Below are 22,403 nucleotides of genomic sequence, written 5' to 3' on the forward strand. Positions count from 1 at the left end.
TATCTAGAGTAAAAACTATATCTAAATTGAAATTTATTTTATAATGAATTAAAAAGACTTTATTACAAGTGGGATTTAATGCCATGTAATAAAGTCTTTTTTATTTAGGGTTAAACAAGATTTAGGGCTATATCCATCATGTTAGTAAAGGTATTTTGTCTTTCAAGGGCAGTAGTCTCCTCAGAGGTTATAAGGCTATCACTTATAGTTAATAGGGTTAAAGCACGTCTTTTATACTTTGCAGCTAGGGTATAAAGGGCAGCAGTCTCCATCTCTATAGCTAAGCAACCATAATCTGCCCACTTTTTCCAGTGAGTTATATCATTATTATAAAATGTATCTGTAGTTAATACAGAACCTACCTTTGGGTTTAAATTGTTTTCAATAGCTAAATTATAAGCTTTATTTAATAAGGAAAAGTCAGCAGTAGGGGAATAGGTCATGTTAGGAAATAGGCTAGAGTTCATATTAGAATCATGACAAGCACTCATAGCTATAACTAAGTCACGTACTTTTATTTCACTATTTATGGAACCAGCTGTACCTATTCTTATAAGATTTTTAACTCCATAGGAGTTTATAAGTTCATTTACATATATACTAATTGATGGGATTCCCATTCCAGTACCTTGGACAGATACCTTTTTTCCTTTGTAAAACCCAGTAAATCCATACATAGCTCTTACCTCGTTGTAACATATAGGGTTTTCTAAAAAGTTATCTGCTATGTATTTAGCTCTTAAGGGATCACCAGGTAACAATATAGTCTCAGCAATAGAACCTTCTTTTGCATTAATATGAATACTCATATGACATCATCTCCTTATTTATAGTATAATAAAAACAAAAAGTTTTAATTTTAAGAATATACTATAATATTACTATATTAGACCTTTTCATAAAACTATATTAGTAGAAAATTAATTAAATAGAAGAACTTTTATACTCTAATCTAAAGAAAAAACTGATTTTTTATAAATGTTGAAATATAAGGTTAATTTAGAGGATGAAAAATAAGGGTTTTAAGTTTATTTATAATAGAAAACACTATAAAAATAGCTTAAGGTAAATTTAAAATTAAAAGTAAGGGGGAAAATTTGTGTTAGGAAAAAAAGAAGTAAGGGATAATGAAATTGAGAAGTTAAACAAAGATATAGCAACTCTTGAGGAGGAGAAAATTCATATTCTTAGAAAGATTCATTTTTCAAAATGGGATAAATTAACTACAGTTTTTAATAATATAAGTGAATATTATATTATACTTATGAAATTACAAGAGGAGTTTTCACATACTTCAATAGTATATGAAGATAAGCTAATAAGAGAAGAAAAGGAAATAGAAATAAAAGGGGATATAAAAGAAGTAAAGGAAAATATGGCTCCATATATTATAGAAAGAAATTTGCTTATTAAGGAAGACTTAACAATAGAAGAAGGAAAAAAACTTCAAGAAATATATTTAAGGATAAATTATTTAGAGAATCAAATAGATATGCTTAAACACCCCTTGGGAGAGTATATAAATAAACTTAATAATTGGTAGTGAATAATTGAATATTTAACTTTAATCCAAGCATAATAAGTTTATAAATATATATTAAATATATATTAAATATATATTAAATATATATTTTAAAATAATTAATATCTTTTAAACTTATTAGGGAAATATATGAGTAATAAAGGTTTTAGAGCTATTGTTATAAATAGGTAAAATAGGATTTTAAAAAATATTAAAAACTTATAGGTGACAAAAGAGGAATAGAGTGATAATATTTATTATATGAAAATGAATATCAGTATGGAGGTAGCTATGAATAAAGAATCTTTATTAAAGGAATCTCAAGAACACGGTGGAGAAGAATATACAGAAAATATATATACAGAAAAAGTTCTTATGGATTTTAAGAAGAAATCTTCTTGTGCATGTAAAAGTGGTGGAAGCTGCGGTTGCGGTGGTTCTTGTGGTTGTGGAAAAAAGAGATAATTATATATATAAAGAAAGGATATCTTTTACTAAGATATCCTTTCTTTTATGTAAATCTACATTACTATACTTTCACATATAGTAATGTAGATATGTTAAAACTTTAAGATTAGAAAGATTATTTTACCCTGTGATTTTATTTAAGAAGAACTCTTTATACTGCATATCTTCCTTTAATATGTGTTTAGTAATCCATTCTAATACAAAGTTTAACATATCAACTAAAGCCTTATCTTGATTTATAAGCATATCTAGATCTTCCATGTTATCTAAAGCATCTATAAAATCTTTGTGGCTATTTTGATGCTGAAAATAATCCCTATAATTATATTTTTCCATAAGGGATTCTTCATACTCAAAGTGATAAATTGTATACTCATGGAGTCTTTTTATTATTAATTTTACATCTTCCATTTTATCTTTATTATTAGATTTGATTTTATTATAAATCATATTTCCTAGGTTAAATAATTCCTTATGCTGGTTATCTATAGCCTTAACCCCTACACTATATTCTTCTTTCCAATTAAACATAGTATCCTCCAGAAATAAGTAATTTAAAAGAATTATATTCATAATTTACCTAATATAACTATAGGATATAAAACTTTCTTTGTCAAAATGTATATTTTTTATTAAAACCATTACTAAATATATTTTTATGAGTTATAATATGTAGAGATTAAGTAATAAAATAGGTATTTACTAGGAGGGTTTACCGTGGGAAGACCTAGCATATTTAGCAAAGATTATGAAAAGAAAATGAAGAGAAGAAAAATTAGAAATATAATTTTAATTATAATAGCAGTTTTGACCCTAGGTGGTTTCTTTGCAAGGAAATATATAAGTAAAAACATAACCTTCTTATCTTTTAAGAGCTTCTTTTCAGAGAAGCAAGATGGGGAGTTAGATAAGGGAGAAACTAATAAAGGTAAAGAAATTAATAGTGATAAAGAGGATGAATCAGAAAAGGATAAGGAAGAGAAGAAAGAAGAACAATCAAAAGAAGAGGTAGAGGAAAATAAAGAAGAAATATCAGATAAAGATCTTACCCTGGATTTAGGAAGTGGAAAAGAAATAAAGGTAATTTATACTGAAAACCAAGGGGGAAGGGAATACAAAGTTATAGATCCTCTTAAATCTAAGATATCTTTTGATATATCTCAAAATAAAGATTTTATAGTGATTATAGATGAAGAGACTCAAAATATATATACAATAAACAAAGAAGGGGCTTTAGAGGATATAACTTTAAAGGAATATGTAACTAGCGATAATAGGAATACATTCTATAAGGATAATACACTAAAAGAAAAACCAGATTATATATGGCATAGCACTCCAAGGATTGTAGATAATAATAATCTAGCTTATATAAGTAAGTTGCCTTGGTTTAATAAAGATGATTATTATATATGGATGGTTGATTTAACTAGTAAAAGCCATAAAATGGTATATAATATAAGTGGGAAGAATATATCCTTTGGGAAATTAGAAGAAAAGGGATTAGAAATAAACATGGATGGAAGTTTAAAGTATCTGAAACCAGATGGAAGTTTAGTGGATTAAAGGATGTAGAAAATATAAATATTGTATAGTTTTAAAAGTTAATTAATAAAACACTATCAAAAATCATTGGAATCCAATAATTTTGATAGTGTTTATTTTGAATTTAAAAACATTACTGATAGTTTGTTTTAAATAAGGTATATTAAAAAATTCTAAGGGTGAATATATTAATGTGTTTAATCACTATATATAAGGTTATTTATATATAGTATGAATAGTGAAAAATATATAAATCTTTCAATAATAAAGTAGTATAATAAAAGTCATCAATTATAATTAGATGGGGTGGACAATATGGAAATAGGATTATCTTCTGCAAGTTTTTATCCAACTATAAATCCAGAAGAGTCTATAAAACTTATTAAATCCATAGGTTTTAATAGTGGAGAAATTTTTTTAAATACTTATTCAGAATATGAAGAGGAGTTTGGGAGAATATTACTTAAGGAAAAGGAAAAATATGATTTTAATATAAATTCTATTCATAGCTTTGCTTCAGCTTTTGAACCTTATATCTTTGATAGGTATGAAAGAAGAAGAGAAGATATGGTTAAAATATTTAGGAAGGTTTGTAGAGTTGGAAAAATAATTGGAGCAAAGTATTATACATTTCATGGAGATAGATATAGGCCAATAGATACTGTGGATTTAGAACTAATAATAAAAGTATATAAAACATTGGTTGAAATAGCTTACGATGAAGGAATTATACTTTGCCAGGAAAATGTATCAAGGTGTATGTCAAAGGATTTAGATTTTCTAAAAATTTTATTAAAAGAAGTACCAGAGCTTAATTATACCTTAGATATAAAGCAAGCTTTTAAGTGTGGAATAGATCCAAAGGAATATATAGGGGTATTAAAGAATAGAATAAAAAATTTACATATAAATGATAGAAGCCAAAAGGAAGATTGTCTCCTTCCAGGTAAGGGAGATGTGGATTACAGAGGTATTATAAAAGAACTAAAAACTTATGGATATAATGGAATTGGAATTATAGAAGTTTATAGGGACAACTTTGAAGAAAACCATGATTTATATAAAAGTAAAAAGTTTTTAGAAGAAATTTTGAGAGAAATAGAGTAAAATGCTAAATATTTTATATTAATGTTTGAAATAATTTTTAAATCTATGTTATAATGTTTGAGTTAGAGCAAATTGCTTATGTTTAAATGTGGTTTAATTTGTAGCAAATTGCTATTATTAAAATATTTTTTAAGAAGAATTTTAGGAGGAGTCATCAATGAATGTTAAGATGGAAAAAGTTGAAACTAATGTAGTAAAGTTAGAAGTTGTTGTAGAAGCTGCGAAGTTCAACGAAGCTTTAAAGAAATCATATAATAAAAACTCTAAGAGATTTAATGTGCCTGGATTTAGAAAAGGTAAGGCACCAATGAACATAATAAAGAAATACTATGGAGTTGAGGCTTTATATGAGGATGCTATAAACTTCTGCTGTGACGATACTTATCCAAAGGCTTTAGATGATAATAATATAACACCAGTTGATTACCCACAAATAGATGTGGTTCAAATAGAAGAAGGTAAAGACTTTATATATACTGCAATTGTTGTAGTTAAGCCAGAGGTAGAACTTGGTGAATACAAGGGTGTAGAAGTTAAGAACATAGAGTATAAAGTTGGAGAAGAAGAAGTTGAAAAGCAATTAAAGTCTATGCAAGAAAAGAGTGCTAGAATAGAAACTAAGGCAGAAGGAACTGTTGAAAAAGGAAATATAGCAGTTATAGACTTTAAAGGATTTATTGATGGAGTTGCTTTTGAAGGTGGAGAAGGTAAGGACTTTAGCTTAGAAATAGGTTCAGGTACTTTCATAGATACTTTCGAAGATCAATTAGTTGGAACTAAGGTTTCTGAAAGTAAAGAAATTAAGGTTACTTTCCCAGAAAGCTATGGTAGAGAAGATTTAAATGGAAAGCCAGCTTTATTTGAAGTAACAGTTAATGAAATAAAGGTAAAAGAGCTTCCAGCTTTAGATGATGAGTTTGCTAAGGAAGTATCAGAATTTGATACAATGGCTGAATTAAAGAGTGATATAGAAAAAAATATTAGTGAATCAAATGATTTAAGAGCTAAGAGAGAGCTAGAAGAAGAAATAATAACTGTAGCTTGTGAGAATGCTAAAGTAGAAATACCAGAAGCTATGATAGAAAATGAAACTAATCAAATGATAAAGGATCTTGAAATGAGATTAAAATATCAAGGATTAGATCTTGAAACATACTATGCATACACAAATAATACAGAAGAAAAAATGAGAGAGTTCATGAAAGAAGGAGCTTTCAAGAAGGTTAAAACTGACCTTGTTATAGAAGCTATAGTAAAGGCAGAAAATGTAGATGCTACTGAAGAAGAAATGAAGGAAAAAGCTTTAGAAATAGCTAAGCAATATGGGGATAAGGAATTAGATAAGATGGTTGATTTACTAGTTCAATCTCAAGGACATCTTATAAAGCAAGATGTAGTACGTGAAAAGGCTATTAAAATGCTTGTAGAAGGCGCTAAAATAGTATAATTTTTAAATAAAATAAAGATAATTGCCAGAAGAACTTTTTCTGGCAATTATTTTTTATTTGGGAGTATTTTGCTTATATGATATAATGTAAAGAATATATTATATAAAAAGTATAAGATTACCTTAGAATAAGGAATAAAATTAATAAAAAAATCTTATTATAAATTTATTAATAAGGTATAGGCATCTAGTATAAGGGTTGAGTATACAATACCCTATAGAGTATAATATATAAAAGCATTACAAAATAAGTATTAGCAAAGTTAGGTATTTTATTATATAATCTAACTATGGTTACAATTTTTAAAATTGGTTATATTATATAGTATCTTTATATCTATGCTACTATATTTAAAGAAGAGTTAAGGAGGGATTTTACATGGCTTTAGTTCCTGTAGTTGTAGAACAAACAAATAGAGGAGAGAGATCTTACGATATTTATTCAAGATTATTAAAAGATAGAATAATAATGTTAAGTGATGAAGTTAATGATGTAACTGCTAGCTTAGTAGTTTCACAATTGTTATTTTTAGAAAGTGAAGATCCAGATAAGGATATATCTTTATACATAAATAGTCCAGGAGGTTCAATAACATCTGGTATGGCTATTTATGATACAATGAACTATATAAAACCTGATGTTTGTACAATATGTGTAGGTATGGCAGCTTCCATGGGAGCATTCCTTTTAGCATCAGGTGCAAAAGGTAAGAGATTTGCTCTTCCAAATAGTGAAATAATGATACATCAACCTTTAGGAGGATTCAAAGGTCAGGCTACTGATATAGATATTCACGCTAAAAGAATCTTAAGAACAAAGGATACATTAAATAGGATTTTAAGTGAAAAAACAGGAAAACCTCTAGAAGAGATACAAAGAGATGTAGAAAGAGATTACTTTATGAGTGCAGAAGAAGCGATGAATTATGGCTTAGTAGATAAGGTTTATGCTAGGCATGAGGAGAGCAAAGGGGAAAATGACAAGTAGTATAAAACCTAGAGAGGTGTAGTAATGGTTAAATATGATGACAAAAAGCAGTTAAAGTGTTCTTTCTGTGGCAAAAATCAAGACCAGGTTAGAAGACTTATAGCGGGACCAGGAGTTTATATTTGTGATGAATGTATAGAACTTTGTTCAGAAATCATAGCAGATGAATTTGAAGAAAGTATAGAAATAGATTCTACAAATTTACCAAAGCCAACTGAGATAAAATCTTATCTTGATCAGTATGTAATAGGTCAAGATCGTGCAAAGAGATCTTTAGCTGTGGCTGTTTATAATCACTATAAGAGAATTCGTAGTAATGAAGGGGATGGAGAGGTAGAACTTCAAAAGAGTAATATCTTATTATTAGGACCAACAGGGTCAGGTAAAACTCTATTAGCTCAAACTCTTGCAAAATTTTTAAATGTACCTTTTGCAATTGCAGATGCTACAACTCTTACAGAAGCTGGATATGTGGGAGAGGATGTTGAAAATATCCTTTTAAAACTTATCCAAAATGCAGATTATGACGTGGAGAGAGCTGAAAAGGGCATAATTTATATAGATGAAATAGATAAGATAGCAAGAAAATCTGAAAATCCATCTATTACAAGGGATGTGTCAGGAGAAGGTGTACAGCAAGCCCTACTAAAGATATTAGAGGGAACTACAGCTTCAGTTCCACCTCAAGGTGGAAGAAAGCATCCTCATCAAGAGTTTATTCAAATCAACACTTCTAACATATTATTCATATGTGGAGGAGCTTTTGATGGTGTAGATAGAATAATTGAAAAGAGAACAAGTAATAGTTCTATAGGTTTTGGTGCAGATATAAAATCTAAGGAAAGTAAGGATATAGGTAAGCTTCTAAAAGACATAATGCCAGGAGATCTATTAAAGTTTGGATTAATTCCAGAGTTTGTTGGTAGATTACCAATAGTGGTTACTTTAGATGCTCTTGATAGGAATACCTTAGTGAATATATTAAGTGAACCTAAAAATGCTCTTGTTAAACAGTATAAAAAATTATTTGAGCTTGATAATGTAGAGCTTGAATTTAATACAGAAGCTTTAGAAGCTATAGCTGATGAAGCCATAAAGAGAAATACAGGAGCAAGAGGTCTTAGAGCTATAATGGAAGAAATTATGAGTGATACTATGTTTGATGTACCTTCTAATGAAGAAATTACAAAGGTTACTATAAATAAAGATACAGTATCAACTAAGAAGCCAGAAGTTCTTTCCGTTGAAGGAGAGAAGAGACCTGCTTTAAAGACAAAAAAAGTTAAAAATAAAAAAGGCATAGAAAGTGCTTAACAAAAAAGACAGATTTATAATCTGTCTTTTTTTATTTTAAGTTAATTAGTAGATCTTTCATTTATCCATAAAAATTACCTTTTATATAGAATATAATACCTGAAAGAGGAGATAATATTTAATATATTAAGTATAAGGAAGGTGTAGAGGATTTATGACAGAATTATTAGTTTTAATTCAATTCTTAATATCAATAGTTATGGGATTATATTTTTTTACTGCTTTAAAAGGACAACAAAGTAGTAAAGTTGTGGTGGATAAAGAAAATAAAAAGGAAATGGATAAACTCAAAAAGATGAGGAATATAAAATTAACAGAACCTTTAGCAGAAAGAAGTAGACCCTGTAATTTTGAAGAGATAATAGGACAAGAAAAAGGAATAAAAGCCTTAAGAGCTGCCTTATGTGGACCAAATCCTCAACATGTTATAATATATGGACCACCAGGGGTTGGAAAAACAGCAGCTGCAAGGTTGGTTTTAGAGGAAGCTAAGAAGAACCCTAACTCTCCCTTTAAAGGGGAAGCAAAGTTTATAGAAATTGATGCAACTACCATAAGATTTGATGATAGAGGTATAGCGGATCCATTAATTGGTTCGGTTCATGATCCAATTTATCAAGGAGCAGGAGCTTTAGGGGTAGCTGGAATACCCCAACCTAAACCAGGGGCAGTAACTAAGGCTCATGGAGGAGTATTATTTATAGATGAAATAGGAGAACTTCATCCTATTGAGCTTAATAAGCTTTTAAAGGTAATGGAAGATAGAAAGGTATTTTTAGATAGCGCTTATTACAGTTCAGAGGATCCTAACATGCCTATATATATAAAAGAAATTTTTGATAATGGTCTCCCAGCAGATTTCAGGTTAATTGGGGCTACAACTAGAGCTCCAGAAGAAGTAGTTCCTGCCATAAGATCAAGATGTGTGGAGATATTCTTTAGGGCATTATTAGCAGATGAAATTGAGATTATAGCCAAAAATGCAATTAGTAAGGTGAATTTAGATATAGAGGATAATGCTCTTAAGATGGTAAGTAAGTTCTGTACTAATGGTCGTGAAGTAGTAAATCTAATTCAGCTTTGTGCAGGAATGTCAATAAATGAAAATAGGAATATTATAACATTAGATGATGTGGAGTGGGTAATAGAAAATGGTCAATATTCTCCAAGACCAGAAAAAAATATAGAAAAAGAACCTAGGGTAGGATATGTTAATGGATTAGCAGTATATGGAGCTAATATGGGCACCTTAATGGAAATAGAAGCAAGTAGTAGAAGGGTTGAAAAAGGAAAAGGAAAGCTTAGAATAACAGGAATAGTTGAAGAAGAGGAAATAGGAAATTCTCATAAAAAAATAAGAAGAAAAAGTACTGCAGGATGTTCAGTAGAAAATGTTATAACCGTTCTTCAAAATTTATTCGATCTTAATTGTGAAGATTTTGATATTCATGTTAACTTTCCAGGAGGGGCGCCAGTAGATGGACCCTCAGCAGGTATAAGTGTAGCTACAGCTATATACAGCACTTTAAAAGACCTAAAGATAGATAATACTTTAGCTATGACTGGTGAAATATCCATACAGGGATCTGTGAAGCCAGTAGGAGGGGTAAGTGCTAAAATATCAGCAGCTAAAAAAGCTGGGGCAAAGAGAGTCATTATTCCAAAGGATAACTGGGCTGAAAGTTTTGATAATCTAGAAGATATAGAGATAATACCTGTAAATCATATAAAGGAAGTTATAACATTAGCTATCCTAGAGAAGGATAATAAAAACAAGAAAATAATTGAGAATCATAAAGATAAGGATGAAAAAGTTGAGATAATAGCAGCTAAATCTTTAGGTAGCGAATTTTAAAGGGAAAAAATTAATTTAAAAGTAGAGTTAATAGAGAAAGAGAATTTTATATAGACACATTAGCTTAGCTATACTTCAGATGGAGTATAACTTCATCTGAAGTTAGTTTCACTTTATAAATATACTTTTTACTATACTTTATAAAATTTAGAAAAATAAAATATTCAGAAGGAATGTATGTAATTTTTCTTAAGATATTTTAAAACTTTATCCTATATTAGAAAAAGTGGCCTATGTCATTAATAGTTTTTATGATAAATCTATTATTAATATGTTCTAAAACTGATATTCCACAATTGTCAAAACTTAATTTATAGGATTTATCTAAGTCTATATCCATGATTTTGCATATAAGAGCTCTTATAAAAGAACCATGACTTATTAGAAGGATATCTTCATTATTTTTCTTAACTATAGTCTCTAGTGCTTGAAAAGATCTATTAAATAGCATTTCATAAGATTCTCCATTTGGTATAACTGTGGAGAATCTATGTTTTTCCCAGTAAGTAAAGAACTCAGAATGCAGGGTTTTACTTTGATCTTTAGTATTTCCTTCTAATATTCCAAAATTCATTTCTATTAAGCTTTGGTCTTTTATTATAGGAACATTAAGATATTTATTTATTATTTCTCCAGTATGAAAAGCTCTTTTTAAGGGACTACAATATATTTTACTTATAGAAGAAGATTCTAGTCTTTTACCTAAAATGTGAGCTTGATCAAACCCCTTATGATGAAGATCTGTATCTTTAACACCTTGAAGTCTTCCTTCTTCATTCCAGGTACTATGACCATGTCTTACTATGTATATTCTCATAAAAACCTCCTAAGTTTAAATTTTAGATTCATATGAAGTCATGCTATGATATTAGGTATTTTAAACATAGAATAAATGTAAAAAATCTATATAGTAATTATAATGTTTTTTTCAATTGATATACAATATAATTTCATATATAATTATAGAATAGCTTAAAATTCAAACTTAAATAAAGAAATGAGGGGAGAAATATGAAAAAAGAAGAAAAGATTCTTCCTTTAATTCCTTTAAGAGGGATGGTAATCTTTCCAAATATGATATTACACTTCGATGTAGGAAGAGAAAAATCTTTAATGGCTTTAGAAGAAGCTATGATAAATGAACAAAAAATCTTTTTATCAGCACAAAAAGAGGCAAGGGTTGAAGAACCAAGCCAAGATGATATATATGAAATAGGTACTATATGTACTATAAAGCAACTTCTTAAGTTACCTGGAGATACAGTGAGAGTGCTAGTTGAAGGTGTTGAAAGAGGTAAAATTAAAGAGATTTTAGTGGATGATGAGTTCTATAGAGTTAAAGTTGAAAGTGTTCCAGATGTAGTTAAAGAAGAGAATATTAATTATCTGGCTTTAACTGCTAAGCTAAAGGATACATTTAAGGAATTCGTAGGATTAAGTGGAAATCTTCCTCCAGAGATTTTAGATGGATTAGAGGAAATCGAAGATAATTCAAAATTAGTAGATACTATAAGTTCTTACATAACCTTAAAATTAGAAATGAAACAAGATATATTAGAAGCAGCTAAACTTGAGGAGAGAATAGAAAAGCTAATTCTTATCCTTAAAAATGAAATAGAAATACTTAAGCTTGAGAAGAAAATAGATATTAAGGTTAAAAAGAAAATAGATAAGCTTCAAAAAGATTACTTTTTAAGGGAACAATTAAAGGTGATACAAGAGGAACTTGGAGAAGATGATGAAGGGCAAAAGGAAATAAAAGAATATAAGAAAAAAATAACTAAAGCAAAGCTTCCAAAAGAAGCTAAAGAAAAAGCCCTTTATGAATTAAACAAGTTAAAGAATAGCGGAGGATATTCCTCAGAAAGTAGCAATATTAAAACTTATTTAGATTGGCTATTAGCTACTCCTTGGACAAGGGAAACTAAGGATAACATTCATATAAGTGATGCTAGAGAAATCCTTAATAAAGAACATTTTGGTTTAGAAGATGTTAAAGAAAGAATCATTGAATATTTAGCTGTAAAGAAAATTAGTAATTCCTTAAAAGGGCCTATTTTATGTCTTGTAGGACCACCAGGAGTGGGAAAAACCTCCATAGCAAAATCTGTAGCTCATGCAATTAATAGAAACTTTGTAAGAGTTTCTTTAGGGGGAGTTAGAGATGAAGCAGAAATAAGAGGACATAGAAGAACCTATGTAGGGGCTATACCAGGAAGAATAGTTTATGGAATGAAAGAGGCTGATTCTAGTAATCCGGTATTTCTTCTTGATGAAATAGATAAAATGAGTAATGATTTTAAGGGAGATCCAGCTGGAGCCTTACTTGAGGTTTTAGATGGAGAACAAAATAAGAGCTTTAGAGATCATTATTTAGAGCTAGATATGGATCTATCTAAGGTTATGTTTATTGCAACAGCGAATACCTTAGAGACTATTCCAAGACCTCTTTTAGATAGAATGGAGATAATAGAAGTATCAGGATATACTTATGAAGAGAAACTTAACATAAGTAAAGAACATCTTGTAAAAAAACAGCTTAAGGAACATGGGGTAGAGGAAGATAAGATAAAATTTGCTGATTCCTCCTTAAGCTTTATTATAGAATGTTATACAAGAGAATCAGGAGTTAGAAGTTTAGAAAGAAAAATAGGAGCTGTTATAAGAAAAGCTATAACAGAATTATTAGAAAAAGATAAGACTTCTATTAGTATAACAATAAATCATGTTAGAAAGTATTTAGGAAAAGAAGTATTCCTTCAAGAAAGAATTGATAAGGAAGATAAAATAGGTGTTGTAACAGGAATGGCATGGACTGCTTATGGAGGAGATATACTTCCAGTGGAAGTAAGCGTAATGAAGGGCAATGGTAAATTAGAGCTTACTGGACAATTGGGAGATGTTATGAAGGAATCAGCTAAAGCAGCTTATTCTTTAGTACGTTCTAGGTCTGAAAGTTATGGTATAGATAATGAGTTTTATAAAAATAAGGATATACATATTCATGCTCCTGAAGGAGCAATTCCAAAGGATGGACCTTCAGCAGGAATAACTATGACCACTGCCATTATATCTGCCTTATCAAATAAGAAGGTTAGGCATAATGTGGCTATGACTGGAGAAGTTACTTTAACAGGAAGGGTATTACCTATTGGTGGACTTAAAGAAAAATGTTTAGCAGCCTATAGATCTGGTATAGATACTGTTATAATACCAAAGAATAACGAAAAAGATATAGATAAAATACCAAAATCCTTAAAGAGTAAAATGAAATTCATATTAGCAGCACAAATAGATGAAGTAATTAAAAATGCTTTAGTTGGAGATGAGTAAGAATGATAATAAAAACTTCGGAATTTGTAACCTCAGCAGTAAAGAAAGATCAATATCCAATTACTATGATACCAGAGGTAGCTTTTGTTGGAAGATCTAATGTAGGAAAGTCTTCCCTTATTAATTCTATTACTAATAGAAGAAGACTTGCAAAGGTTAGTGGAACTCCAGGAAGAACTAGATTAGTTAACTTTTTTCTAGTTAATGGAGAACATCACTTAGTGGATTTACCTGGATATGGATACGCTAAAGTATCTAAAAAAGAAAAAGAAGGTTGGGGAAAGATAATAGAAGACTATCTTTATATGAGAGAACCATTAAAGAAAGTTGTACTTCTTGTAGATTGCAGGCATAAGCCAACAGCTGATGATGTTATAATGTATAATTGGATAAAACATTATGGATATGAGGTTTTAGTTATAGCAACTAAGAGTGATAAAATATCTAATAATGAAAAACCAAAAAGTAAAAAAGTAATTAAAGAAACCTTAAATTTAAAAGAGGAAGATAAGTTAGTATTCTTTTCTTCTTTAAATAAAAAAGGTATAGAAGAATTAAATGAAGAGATTTTTGGAAATTTAAATAAATAAATATATAAGATTTATGAGAGTAAATAAGCATTTGAATAGGTCATATATATTATTAAAATCACTATGTGGAAACATAGTGATTTTTTTGTATCAAAAATAAATTGGTAGAATAGTATGTATTATAAAGCTAATGAAAAAGTAACCAATTAGAAAGGAGGAAGTAAAGTGGATATAACAACTCTCCTAAGTGGATTAAGTAATGGGAAAATAGATAAAAACATGGCTGATACCATATCTAGTTGCTTTGATAATGAAGGTAGAAGTAACAACAACTCGTGGCTAATAATCTTATTACTACTTTTCTCAGGTGGATTTGGAGGCAACAACTGTGGAGGAGGCGGTGGCTTTGGAAACTGTGGAGGAGGCTGTGGGTATCCAGGATCTGGATATTACACTTACTACGATCCATGCGTAAGAGGCAGTAATTGTAGCTTTAATAGTAATTTAAATTATGTTCAACCAAATTACTGCTATCCACAAGGCGGTTGTTTCCAGCCAAACTATTATGGCAATAACTGCGGGAGTGGATGTGAAATATTCTTCCTAATCATATTAATATTCCTATTAGGGGGAAGAGGTTTCAGGTCAAATTGTAACAATAGAAACTGTGGTGACTGTTCTGAATTAGACTTCACCCAAATTAATTAGTGTAATTGGGCTTAAGTAAAATATATTTAAACCCAATAACTTAAGCTATTAAAAATACAAAGGCAAAATTAAAAAATCAACCATAAAAGGGAGGAAATAATAATGTCAAGATGCAAATGTAAACAAAGTTGTTGTACAGTATGTTCAGCACCAATGCCATGTGGACCATTATATCAAATATCACAAGTTCAACCTGTTCAATATGCTCAAATGCCATATAGCGGATTTGGTGGTCAAGGCGGATATGGTGGAAACTGTGGATTTGGCGGAGGCGGAATATGGTGGTTAATAATATTATTCCTATTATTCTGCAATAATGGATTTAATGATAGATGTGACAATGGATGCCACAATGGAAATAGAAGAGACTTTGATAACAATAACATCCTAGTTATAATACTATTATTATGCTGCTTCTGTGGAGGCGGATTTGGTGGATTTGGTGGCTGCGGCGGATTTGGTGGAAGAGGATTTGGCGGCTGCTGCTAATAACTAAAATCAAAATAAAAAAATACCGAACCTAAAAGAAGGTAAGTTTTGGAGGGTCTAGAGTTGACCCTCCAAAAAAATATAATTGGGAGGAGGGAATTACCATAAATGTCAAAACATAAAAGGGGAAGAAACAGAGAACAAGATTATATGCAAAGTCCTATGTTCAATCCCAATATGATGCATCCCAACATGATGCCACCGAATATGATGAACCCTAATATGAATATGGGACATAATCCTAATATGATGGGGAATATGAATCCTAATATGGGAGGAAGTATGAATCCTAATATGGGAGGGAATATGAACCCTAATATGGGAGGGAATATGAATCCTGGTATGGGTGGTAACATGGACCCTAATATGGGAGGAAATATGAATCCTAATATGGGGGGCATGGGAAACCAGTCAGGAAATCCATTGATGAATATGCTAAATGGAGTTGATATAAATCAAATAAGTTCACTTTTAGGTGCCTTTGGTATGGGAAATAACTCTAAAAAACAATATAGTGAAGAGAATAATAGGGATGAATTTACTGGAAGCTTTGGAGGGGAGGCACCTATAACTAGTGATGATGATGTGACACACTTTTTAGGTGCCATAAAACCATTTTTACCTCCCAATAAAGTTAAGGTAATAGATAAGATTATAGACATGTATATAAGTGGAGAGTTAGAGGATTAAGAGTTTCGAAAGAAACTCTTTTATTCCTCTATATAGTCAACTTTTTTATTCCCCATTATACACTTGCCATCTAAAGATCCGTTTTCATTGATAATTATTTTCTTAACGGTAATATCTCCAGTAACTTTTCCAGTATCCTCTATGGTAAGTATATCTTCACAAGAAATATTACCTTCAACACTTCCTTTTATAGAAGCATTTTTACAAGAAATATTTCCTTTATACTTACAAGAAGGGCCTATTATTATGTCATCAATCCAATTTATATCCCCTTCCACAGAGCCGTCAATTTGAAGAAGTCCTTCCCCACTTATATTTCCAGTTATTGAGCAATTTTCACCTATAAGAGTTTCTATTCTTTCTAAGGTTTTTTGAGATTTTGAATCCTTATCTTGGTTTGAAAAGCCATTAAACATATAAACATCCTCCTTAAAATTTATAATATAAAAATGTATAAATAAAAATAGTTTTGGTAATAATATAAATGTGAATAGGAGATAAACTCCTAATAGCTAAAGAAATATTAGCTATAACAAAACCCCCCATCCCCCTTTGGGTCGCATTATTGCGACCCTTTAATTTTTTTAGGGATATAATTCTGATATTTTATAAAAGGTAACATTTAACATAAGAATTAAAATAGTTAAGTTAAATTTTAAAGGGTAAAAATAGAGTTCCTAAATGGATAGTGAATTTATTTTAAATTCATTATTTGAATTTTTATCTATTATAAGGTTAACTTTAAGAGAGTAAGATTTATTAGAGTTATCATCTTTTCCCTTTCCTTTGAAGTCTAAGTTCCATGTTACCTCAGTTATATTTCCACTATTATCCCATTTACTATCTGTAAAGTATCCTTGTATAAAGCTAACCTCATAGCATTCAGAGGAAATTTTATCAATAGCATAAAGGGAACTTTCTCCAAACCCCTGGTAAAACACATCAGGTTTATATTCTTCACCATAAGGAAGGCTCTCTATATAAGTTATAAAATCCATAATAGACTTCTTTCCAGGAAGCAGGGAAGAATCAAAACTATAATTTTCTAGTTTTTCATTAATCATCATATAATAACCTAAATCTATATTTCCTTTATTGAGGGTACCAGTAATAAGCTTTGGAGTTTTGTTATTTTTATAATCTAAGAACCCTAATATATTACCGTTAGAACAAAATATGTCTTTAAATTCCTTATTATGAAAAGTGAATATATGTTGTATTGGAACACCATTTTCAGAACTTTGAATAAAAATTTCAGGGATTTTATCTCTTGAAATATCATGTATTCTTAAGTTGATAGGATAATCCTCTTTAAATTTACCTAAAGAGTTTAATTTATTATTACATTTAAGATAGTAGTTTTTTTTATTAGATGATATTTCAACGTAATAGTTATTGTCCTTAGTGCCTATATATATATTATCTTTAACCCCATCACCAGTTAAATCCACATTTAAATCCTCTTTATATCTTAAAGGGTTTAAAGTATTTAAAGCTTTAGAAGAAGTTTTTACTCTCCAGAGTATTAGTAGGGAGAATAAGAAGGCAACGGCAAAGATAATACTTAGTAAATGATTTTTCTTTAAAATAAGTATTTTAACTTTCAATAATTATCACCTCCATTAATTATATGTTTGGTACATATAATTAATTAATCTACACATCATATAATTAGAATATTTTATAGGAGGGAAGAATATGAAAAAAATATTAAAATTTATAGGGGTTCTTCTCTTGATTTCTATGACTTTTATTTCTTGTGATAGCAAAAAGTATAAAAATATTAGTGAAAAGGATAGTATAAATGTTTTTGTAGTTGATATAAAAAAAGATACCATGGAGGAGGTATTTTCAAAGGTTTTTAAAAAATTTGAGAAAAAAAATAGTATTAAAATAAATACAATATACTCAAAGGATAAAAAAGTATTAGATGAGATTCTAAATAACGAAAAAATTGATCTTATTATAAGTAGTAGAAAAAATTTAGTCACCTTAAAAGAAAAAGGCATATTAAAGAATCTAGATTTTTTGGTAAAAGAGAATAGTATTAAAGATAGGTTTTATGACTCATTTACTTTACTTGGGCTAAAAGAAGAAAGCTATTATGGTATAGGAGTGCTTCCTTATACTTTAGAGGTAATATATAATAAAGGAACTATAACTGGAGTCCCAGATAAGAAAGAATTAAAGAATAAGAATATAACTATACCAGTAATACTTCCTGAAGAAGTAAAATTAGAAGAAATTTATAAGCTTATGGATATTAAGGATGAGAAGATTAAAGAAATATTATACGTAGGAAGAAAGGAAGAACTTATATCTATAAATAATGGGGAAATACCAGTGGCAGTTATATCATCTTATTATGCTAAAGATATAGATAAAAGTAGAGTGAGTATTTTTGATTACTCTAAAATTTATAATTATCCTATATTTATTGATGGGATAATGATGGTTCCAGAAAGAGGGAATATTAATATGGAAGTTTTTAATCTTATAAAGTTTGCATTAAGTGATGAAGTTCAAGAGGAGTTTTCAAAGGAAGGTCTTATAGGGGCTAATAAAAAAGTTAATGAGATGTTTAAAGGAAAATATGAAGAAGTAATAGTGAATCATATAAAAAAGGGTATAATATATAATATAAAAGAATAAAGCTTAAAATAAGGCTATAGCCTTATTTTAAGCTTTATTTGCTTTGCACTGAGGACAAACCCCATAGAAATAAAGTTTATTAGTGAAAATTTCATATTCAGTAAAATTTTGTACATCTGAATTTAAATTTTCAAAACTAACTCCTTCTACATCATCTACCTTACCGCAACTTACACATTGAATATGAGGATGTATTCCTATCTTTCCATCATATCTAAAGTTACCTTCACCAACATTTATTTCCTGAACTAAATTAACTTCTACAAGGGTTTTTAATGCCTTGTAAACAGTAGCTAAGCTCATAGTTGGATAAGAAGGTTGTAGAGCTTTGTATATGATTTCAGCAGATGGATGATCTTTAGTTGATTGAAGATATCTGTATACTGCAATTCTTTGAGGTGTTAGTTTTAATTTTTTTTCTCTGAAAATAGTAGTTATATTATCCATAAAATCACCCCTATATAGTGTTACTTAAATTATATAATAGAAATTATTAATTGTCAAAAGTTATTTAATAATATAAATATTCTTTAGGCAGAGTACAAAAATTTATCATAAATAAGAATATTATATAATAAATAATTAATAATAGACTATATAAATATAATTAATAAGAAATATTATATAACATAATGTGATTTAGTGCTATATAATATTAATATTTTATTAAAAAATATGTTAAATCACGATTTAGAATAAATAACTCCTTTAAGTAATATAATGGAAATTATTTATTGGTAATAAAATTTTTCTATTATAGGTGATTAAATAGTACTCTTAATATATAATAGTATTTAACAAATATTTTTAATAAAGGAGGATTACTATGATAGATATATCTAAAAGTGTAGATTTTAATACTTATATGAGGGATAAAGATGAGGAGCATTTTAACATATATAAGAATACTGTATTAAGTGATGAAACTAAAGATACAATAAAGTCATTAAATGAAGAGAGAAAGGTACTGATTTTTTCAGAAGGATATTGTCCAGATTGTACAGTAGCTATTCCTTTTATAAAAAGATTAGAAGAAGAAAATAATAATATAGAATTAAAATTTTTTAAAAGAGAAGGAAATGAAGAGTTTTTAGAAGAAGCAGTAGGGGATGCAAGAATACCTAGTATTTTAGTTTTTGATGGAGAGATGAACCCACTAGGAGCTTATGTAGAGTTTCCAGAAGAGTTAAAAGAGAAAATACAAATAAGTAATTTAGAGAATAAAAAGCATATTGTTAAAGAATTTAGAGAAGGAAAATATAATTCTTTAATAGAGGAAAGCTTTTTAGATATATTAAAATAATAAAAGGTAGGGGAAACCCTACCTTTTATTATTTTAATTAAGATATATGTTTTTAAAAGTATACAATTCTTAAATAGTATACTTTTAATCAAGAGTAATTTATCTCTTAAAGAAATTTTAATTTTTCGTTTATAAATTGTATAATTAAAGTAAGTATATAATCCATTAGTAAAAATACACCTTGAATAAAAATTATAATTAAGGGTATGGGTAGCTTATTTAGTAAATCCATATTCATTAAATTAATATCCATAAATAAGGATTTATAAATATAATAATTAAGAAATAATGAGAGATTTAAAAATAAAAGTTTTAGTAGAATTTCTAAGAATATATTTCTAAGTCCTTCTACCTTATATTTTATAATAGGGTATAATCCAAATAAAGATACATAAGCCAGTGATATAGACTTTAAACCTATTATAAGGGATAGCACTCCTGTAGATATATAAGATAATAGTCCTCCAGTAAACCCTATGGTCTTTATAGTTAAAATAATTAGGGCAGAGGTTAAAATAAGAAAACCTAATTTATTAGTAGGCAGTATAAATGATAGATAGAGAAAAATAACTGATAATCCAGTAAAAAGTCCTCCCTTTGATATAAGATTAGATTTATTTTTCACATCTCTACCTCCAAGTTTATCTTTAAATTTACAATTCTAATATTCTAGATAAATTAAAACTAGAATATTAGAATTGTAAAGTCATAAACTATTTCATTCACTACTATTATATAGATAAAACTAATTGGAAAACTCTTTAATAATATATTTAAAACTATATTATTAAAGAATTTATATATTAAAGAATTTGTATAAATTAAGATTAAGATTATGTATATTATAGACAGGAAATACAGTCTCCACCTAAGCACTCACAAAATGTATCAAGACACCAAAGTTTCAAACAGGTATCACAAATATCATTGCTATTAGATCTTCTGCCATAATAATTTTCTCTATAGCCTTTATTTCTGTTATTAAGGGCATTAAGAGCTTGAGTATATTCAAGATTGGAAGGATCCATTCTAGAGGCAGTTTTTATGTTTTCATAGGCAGATTCGTGCCAACCACGTTTAAGATGAACAATACCAGTTAAGTAATACCACTCAGCATTTTTTTGTGATATAGAATTAAGTTTATTTTCTGCGCTAAAGTAGTCTCCTCTTTGGATATCCTGTCTTATATCCATATAAACATTATTGTTATTATAGTTAGAATTACTATTTCCTCCATTAAAATTAGAGTTTGAGGAATTTTTCATAAGATAGTCATAGGCCTCATTTAATTCCCTCATTTTTTCCTCAGCTAATTCACGAAGAGGATTGTTTCCATATTGATCAGGATGATATTTTTTTGCTAGTTCCTTATAAGCTCTTTTTATTTCTTCTTGAGATGCATTAGAGTTTATTTCTAAGACCTCATATGGATTTTTCATTACAGTCAACTCCTTTTAATATCTCTTGGGTTTTATCCATTAGACCAAATTCTAGTATATTATATATAAGATCTTTATTTTTATATAAAGGTATCATATTAATATAATCTAAACAAGTAGATGCACAAGATAAAAGAAGAAACTCTACCTTATTTAAAATACTTTTTCTAAAATCATCATAAGGTATATTGTTGGCATTATATAGGACGTTTAAGCCATTAAATTTTTGGTTTTTCATATCTTTTTCTAAGTCATCTAAGGCATCTATTATGTATATCCATTTTCCTAGATTATAGCCTAGGTTATACATTAAGTTTTTAGTTTTTTCATCTTTAACAGAGTAACTTAATATTTTACCTGTTATTATATTAAAGTTATGAGAAAGTTCATCTATATTTTTAGGAGATGAATTCTCTATTTTATTTAGTTCCTTAAGATGATAGAAGATATCTAAGTATAAGTCCTTATATTCATTATAATAGGACTTTAAATAAGATTTAAATAAAATAGATCCTATGTGACCTTTAATAGAGTTATCATCTTCTTTATCATCTATATATTTATAATATGCTAGAGCAATATTCATATGAGCAGAATAATCTAAATTAGAAGAGTTTATTATTTTAACCCTATTTTTAAAGGGATGAATAGCACACTTAAAGGGTGTAAAATCTTCCTTGTTTTCCTCTAGTCCCTCTAATAATATAGAGAGAAAAGTCATATCATAATTTAAAGACATTCTAGGAAGGTTTCCATAAAGCTTCTTAATGCTGTGACATAGTCCACAATAATAGGACTTAAAAAGTTCATAATCCTTTATTTTTAATTCTGGTTTGAAAGGTTTAACATAACCGAACATTTAGTTCTCCTTTTGTTTAAAGTTAATCCTACTTAAATTATATTTAGTACTTTATAGTAAATAGGATTTATATTATAAATCTATAGAATAATTACCATAATATTTCGTATAACAAAAGGTTTCTAGAAACATATAAAGTTCTATTATATGTTTA

The 22,403-nt window shown here is 28.6% G+C and carries 24 protein-coding genes; 15 read left to right on the forward strand and 9 right to left on the reverse strand.

Annotated elements, in window-relative coordinates:
• Window positions 1-110 precede the first annotated feature (110 nt).
• A complete protein-coding gene (deoD, locus tag BR69_RS0105595; RefSeq protein WP_027632304.1) occupies window positions 111-809 on the reverse strand; it encodes a purine-nucleoside phosphorylase in 699 nt (232 codons plus the stop codon).
• 290 nt (window positions 810-1,099) lie between these two features.
• Here deoD and BR69_RS0105600 point away from each other — a divergent pair, with 290 nt between their 5' ends.
• Both BR69_RS0105600 and BR69_RS21775 read left to right on the forward strand, forming a co-directional pair.
• Window positions 1,100-1,543 carry a hypothetical protein gene (locus tag BR69_RS0105600; protein ID WP_027632305.1) on the forward strand — a complete coding sequence of 148 codons (444 nt, stop codon included), beginning with the start codon at window positions 1,100-1,102 and terminating at the stop codon, window positions 1,541-1,543.
• A 270-nt stretch (window positions 1,544-1,813) separates the two neighbouring features.
• Window positions 1,814-1,987, forward strand: a complete 174-nt coding sequence (locus tag BR69_RS21775; protein ID WP_160169937.1) for a hypothetical protein — start codon at window positions 1,814-1,816, stop codon at window positions 1,985-1,987.
• A gap of 123 nt (window positions 1,988-2,110) precedes the next feature.
• Here BR69_RS21775 and BR69_RS0105610 read toward each other — a convergent pair whose 3' ends face one another.
• The gene (locus BR69_RS0105610) at window positions 2,111-2,521 is read right to left on the reverse strand and encodes a bacteriohemerythrin (protein ID WP_027632306.1); all 411 of its coding nucleotides are present in this window, start codon (window positions 2,519-2,521) and stop codon (window positions 2,111-2,113) included.
• Window positions 2,522-2,707: 186 nt separating this feature from the next.
• On the opposite strand from BR69_RS0105610, the gene BR69_RS0105615 reads away from it, so the two are divergent.
• The 6 genes from BR69_RS0105615 to lonB all read left to right on the forward strand — a co-directional run bounded on the left by BR69_RS0105615 (window position 2,708) and on the right by lonB (window position 10,246).
• The gene (locus tag BR69_RS0105615; protein ID WP_027632307.1) at window positions 2,708-3,556 is read left to right on the forward strand and encodes a hypothetical protein; all 849 of its coding nucleotides are present in this window, start codon (window positions 2,708-2,710) and stop codon (window positions 3,554-3,556) included.
• A 294-nt stretch (window positions 3,557-3,850) separates the two neighbouring features.
• Window positions 3,851-4,642, forward strand: a complete 792-nt coding sequence (locus BR69_RS0105620) for a sugar phosphate isomerase/epimerase family protein (RefSeq protein ID WP_027632308.1) — start codon at window positions 3,851-3,853, stop codon at window positions 4,640-4,642.
• Window positions 4,643-4,799: 157 nt separating this feature from the next.
• Window positions 4,800-6,089 (forward strand): trigger factor, encoded by a 1,290-nt coding sequence (gene tig, locus BR69_RS0105625; RefSeq protein WP_027632309.1) that lies wholly within the window; start codon window positions 4,800-4,802, stop codon window positions 6,087-6,089.
• A gap of 379 nt (window positions 6,090-6,468) precedes the next feature.
• A complete protein-coding gene (gene clpP / locus BR69_RS0105630) occupies window positions 6,469-7,077 on the forward strand; it encodes an ATP-dependent Clp endopeptidase proteolytic subunit ClpP (RefSeq protein WP_027632310.1) in 609 nt (202 codons plus the stop codon).
• Window positions 7,078-7,101: 24 nt separating this feature from the next.
• Window positions 7,102-8,391 (forward strand): ATP-dependent Clp protease ATP-binding subunit ClpX, encoded by a 1,290-nt coding sequence (gene clpX / locus BR69_RS0105635; RefSeq protein WP_027632311.1) that lies wholly within the window; start codon window positions 7,102-7,104, stop codon window positions 8,389-8,391.
• A gap of 154 nt (window positions 8,392-8,545) precedes the next feature.
• Complete coding sequence (gene lonB / locus BR69_RS0105640; protein WP_027632312.1) at window positions 8,546-10,246, forward strand: ATP-dependent protease LonB; 1,701 nt, start codon at window positions 8,546-8,548, stop codon at window positions 10,244-10,246.
• A 217-nt stretch (window positions 10,247-10,463) separates the two neighbouring features.
• Here the strand turns inward: lonB and BR69_RS0105645 are convergent, their stop codons facing one another.
• Window positions 10,464-11,063 carry a histidine phosphatase family protein gene (locus BR69_RS0105645; protein ID WP_027632313.1) on the reverse strand — a complete coding sequence of 200 codons (600 nt, stop codon included), beginning with the start codon at window positions 11,061-11,063 and terminating at the stop codon, window positions 10,464-10,466.
• 194 nt (window positions 11,064-11,257) lie between these two features.
• Here BR69_RS0105645 and lon point away from each other — a divergent pair, with 194 nt between their 5' ends.
• From lon to BR69_RS21780, 5 genes are all read left to right on the forward strand, one after another.
• Window positions 11,258-13,579, forward strand: coding sequence for an endopeptidase La (gene lon, locus BR69_RS0105650; protein ID WP_027632314.1), 2,322 nt, complete (start codon window positions 11,258-11,260; stop codon window positions 13,577-13,579).
• 2 nt (window positions 13,580-13,581) lie between these two features.
• Complete coding sequence (gene yihA, locus BR69_RS0105655) at window positions 13,582-14,169, forward strand: ribosome biogenesis GTP-binding protein YihA/YsxC (protein WP_027632315.1); 588 nt, start codon at window positions 13,582-13,584, stop codon at window positions 14,167-14,169.
• A 165-nt stretch (window positions 14,170-14,334) separates the two neighbouring features.
• Window positions 14,335-14,817, forward strand: a complete 483-nt coding sequence (locus BR69_RS22065; RefSeq protein ID WP_034849421.1) for a hypothetical protein — start codon at window positions 14,335-14,337, stop codon at window positions 14,815-14,817.
• 102 nt (window positions 14,818-14,919) lie between these two features.
• Entirely contained in the window at window positions 14,920-15,306 is a 387-nt protein-coding gene (locus tag BR69_RS0105665) for a hypothetical protein (protein ID WP_051623508.1), read from the forward strand.
• 108 nt (window positions 15,307-15,414) lie between these two features.
• Window positions 15,415-15,996, forward strand: a complete 582-nt coding sequence (locus BR69_RS21780) for a hypothetical protein (RefSeq protein WP_051623509.1) — start codon at window positions 15,415-15,417, stop codon at window positions 15,994-15,996.
• A gap of 20 nt (window positions 15,997-16,016) precedes the next feature.
• On the opposite strand, the gene BR69_RS0105675 is transcribed toward BR69_RS21780, so the two are convergent.
• Window positions 16,017-16,412, reverse strand: coding sequence for a bactofilin family protein (locus tag BR69_RS0105675; protein ID WP_051623510.1), 396 nt, complete (start codon window positions 16,410-16,412; stop codon window positions 16,017-16,019).
• A gap of 261 nt (window positions 16,413-16,673) precedes the next feature.
• Window positions 16,674-17,603 carry a hypothetical protein gene (locus tag BR69_RS0105680; RefSeq protein ID WP_027632318.1) on the reverse strand — a complete coding sequence of 310 codons (930 nt, stop codon included), beginning with the start codon at window positions 17,601-17,603 and terminating at the stop codon, window positions 16,674-16,676.
• Between the two features lie 91 nt (window positions 17,604-17,694).
• On the opposite strand from BR69_RS0105680, the gene BR69_RS0105685 reads away from it, so the two are divergent.
• The gene (locus BR69_RS0105685; RefSeq protein ID WP_027632319.1) at window positions 17,695-18,648 is read left to right on the forward strand and encodes a type 2 periplasmic-binding domain-containing protein; all 954 of its coding nucleotides are present in this window, start codon (window positions 17,695-17,697) and stop codon (window positions 18,646-18,648) included.
• Between the two features lie 27 nt (window positions 18,649-18,675).
• Here BR69_RS0105685 and perR read toward each other — a convergent pair whose 3' ends face one another.
• Window positions 18,676-19,095, reverse strand: coding sequence for a transcriptional regulator PerR (gene perR, locus BR69_RS0105690; protein WP_027632320.1), 420 nt, complete (start codon window positions 19,093-19,095; stop codon window positions 18,676-18,678).
• Between the two features lie 379 nt (window positions 19,096-19,474).
• Between perR and BR69_RS0105695 the strand changes: the two genes are divergently transcribed.
• Entirely contained in the window at window positions 19,475-19,951 is a 477-nt protein-coding gene (locus tag BR69_RS0105695; protein ID WP_027632321.1) for a thioredoxin family protein, read from the forward strand.
• A gap of 106 nt (window positions 19,952-20,057) precedes the next feature.
• Here BR69_RS0105695 and BR69_RS0105700 read toward each other — a convergent pair whose 3' ends face one another.
• The 3 genes from BR69_RS0105700 to BR69_RS0105710 form a co-directional block, all read right to left on the reverse strand.
• Window positions 20,058-20,576, reverse strand: coding sequence for a hypothetical protein (locus tag BR69_RS0105700; protein ID WP_027632322.1), 519 nt, complete (start codon window positions 20,574-20,576; stop codon window positions 20,058-20,060).
• Between the two features lie 217 nt (window positions 20,577-20,793).
• On the reverse strand, window positions 20,794-21,390 hold the full coding sequence (locus BR69_RS0105705) for a J domain-containing protein (protein WP_027632323.1): 597 nt from the start codon (window positions 21,388-21,390) through the stop codon (window positions 20,794-20,796).
• The gene (locus BR69_RS0105710; protein WP_027632324.1) at window positions 21,374-22,249 is read right to left on the reverse strand and encodes a DUF5685 family protein; all 876 of its coding nucleotides are present in this window, start codon (window positions 22,247-22,249) and stop codon (window positions 21,374-21,376) included. The genes BR69_RS0105705 and BR69_RS0105710 overlap by 17 nt, the downstream gene beginning before the upstream one ends.
• Window positions 22,250-22,403 lie beyond the last annotated feature (154 nt).

This window comes from Clostridium hydrogeniformans DSM 21757 (assembly GCF_000686705.1).
Lineage (GTDB): Bacteria > Bacillota > Clostridia > Clostridiales > Clostridiaceae > Clostridium_Z > Clostridium_Z hydrogeniformans.

Coding starts and splice junctions, on each gene's coding strand:
- clpX (WP_027632311.1), top strand. CDS start 7,102: ATGGTTAAATATGATGACAAAAAGCAGTTAAAGTGTTCTTTCTGTGGC.
- clpP (WP_027632310.1), top strand. CDS start 6,469: ATGGCTTTAGTTCCTGTAGTTGTAGAACAAACAAATAGAGGAGAGAGA.
- BR69_RS0105610 (WP_027632306.1), bottom strand. CDS start 2,521: ATGTTTAATTGGAAAGAAGAATATAGTGTAGGGGTTAAGGCTATAGAT.
- BR69_RS0105685 (WP_027632319.1), top strand. CDS start 17,695: ATGAAAAAAATATTAAAATTTATAGGGGTTCTTCTCTTGATTTCTATG.
- BR69_RS0105645 (WP_027632313.1), bottom strand. CDS start 11,063: ATGAGAATATACATAGTAAGACATGGTCATAGTACCTGGAATGAAGAA.
- BR69_RS0105695 (WP_027632321.1), top strand. CDS start 19,475: ATGATAGATATATCTAAAAGTGTAGATTTTAATACTTATATGAGGGAT.
- BR69_RS0105620 (WP_027632308.1), top strand. CDS start 3,851: ATGGAAATAGGATTATCTTCTGCAAGTTTTTATCCAACTATAAATCCA.
- deoD (WP_027632304.1), bottom strand. CDS start 809: ATGAGTATTCATATTAATGCAAAAGAAGGTTCTATTGCTGAGACTATA.
- perR (WP_027632320.1), bottom strand. CDS start 19,095: ATGGATAATATAACTACTATTTTCAGAGAAAAAAAATTAAAACTAACA.
- BR69_RS0105705 (WP_027632323.1), bottom strand. CDS start 21,390: ATGAAAAATCCATATGAGGTCTTAGAAATAAACTCTAATGCATCTCAA.
- BR69_RS0105665 (WP_051623508.1), top strand. CDS start 14,920: ATGTCAAGATGCAAATGTAAACAAAGTTGTTGTACAGTATGTTCAGCA.
- BR69_RS21780 (WP_051623509.1), top strand. CDS start 15,415: ATGTCAAAACATAAAAGGGGAAGAAACAGAGAACAAGATTATATGCAA.
- yihA (WP_027632315.1), top strand. CDS start 13,582: ATGATAATAAAAACTTCGGAATTTGTAACCTCAGCAGTAAAGAAAGAT.
- lonB (WP_027632312.1), top strand. CDS start 8,546: ATGACAGAATTATTAGTTTTAATTCAATTCTTAATATCAATAGTTATG.
- BR69_RS21775 (WP_160169937.1), top strand. CDS start 1,814: ATGAATAAAGAATCTTTATTAAAGGAATCTCAAGAACACGGTGGAGAA.
- BR69_RS0105710 (WP_027632324.1), bottom strand. CDS start 22,249: ATGTTCGGTTATGTTAAACCTTTCAAACCAGAATTAAAAATAAAGGAT.
- lon (WP_027632314.1), top strand. CDS start 11,258: ATGAAAAAAGAAGAAAAGATTCTTCCTTTAATTCCTTTAAGAGGGATG.
- tig (WP_027632309.1), top strand. CDS start 4,800: ATGAATGTTAAGATGGAAAAAGTTGAAACTAATGTAGTAAAGTTAGAA.
- BR69_RS0105675 (WP_051623510.1), bottom strand. CDS start 16,412: ATGTTTAATGGCTTTTCAAACCAAGATAAGGATTCAAAATCTCAAAAA.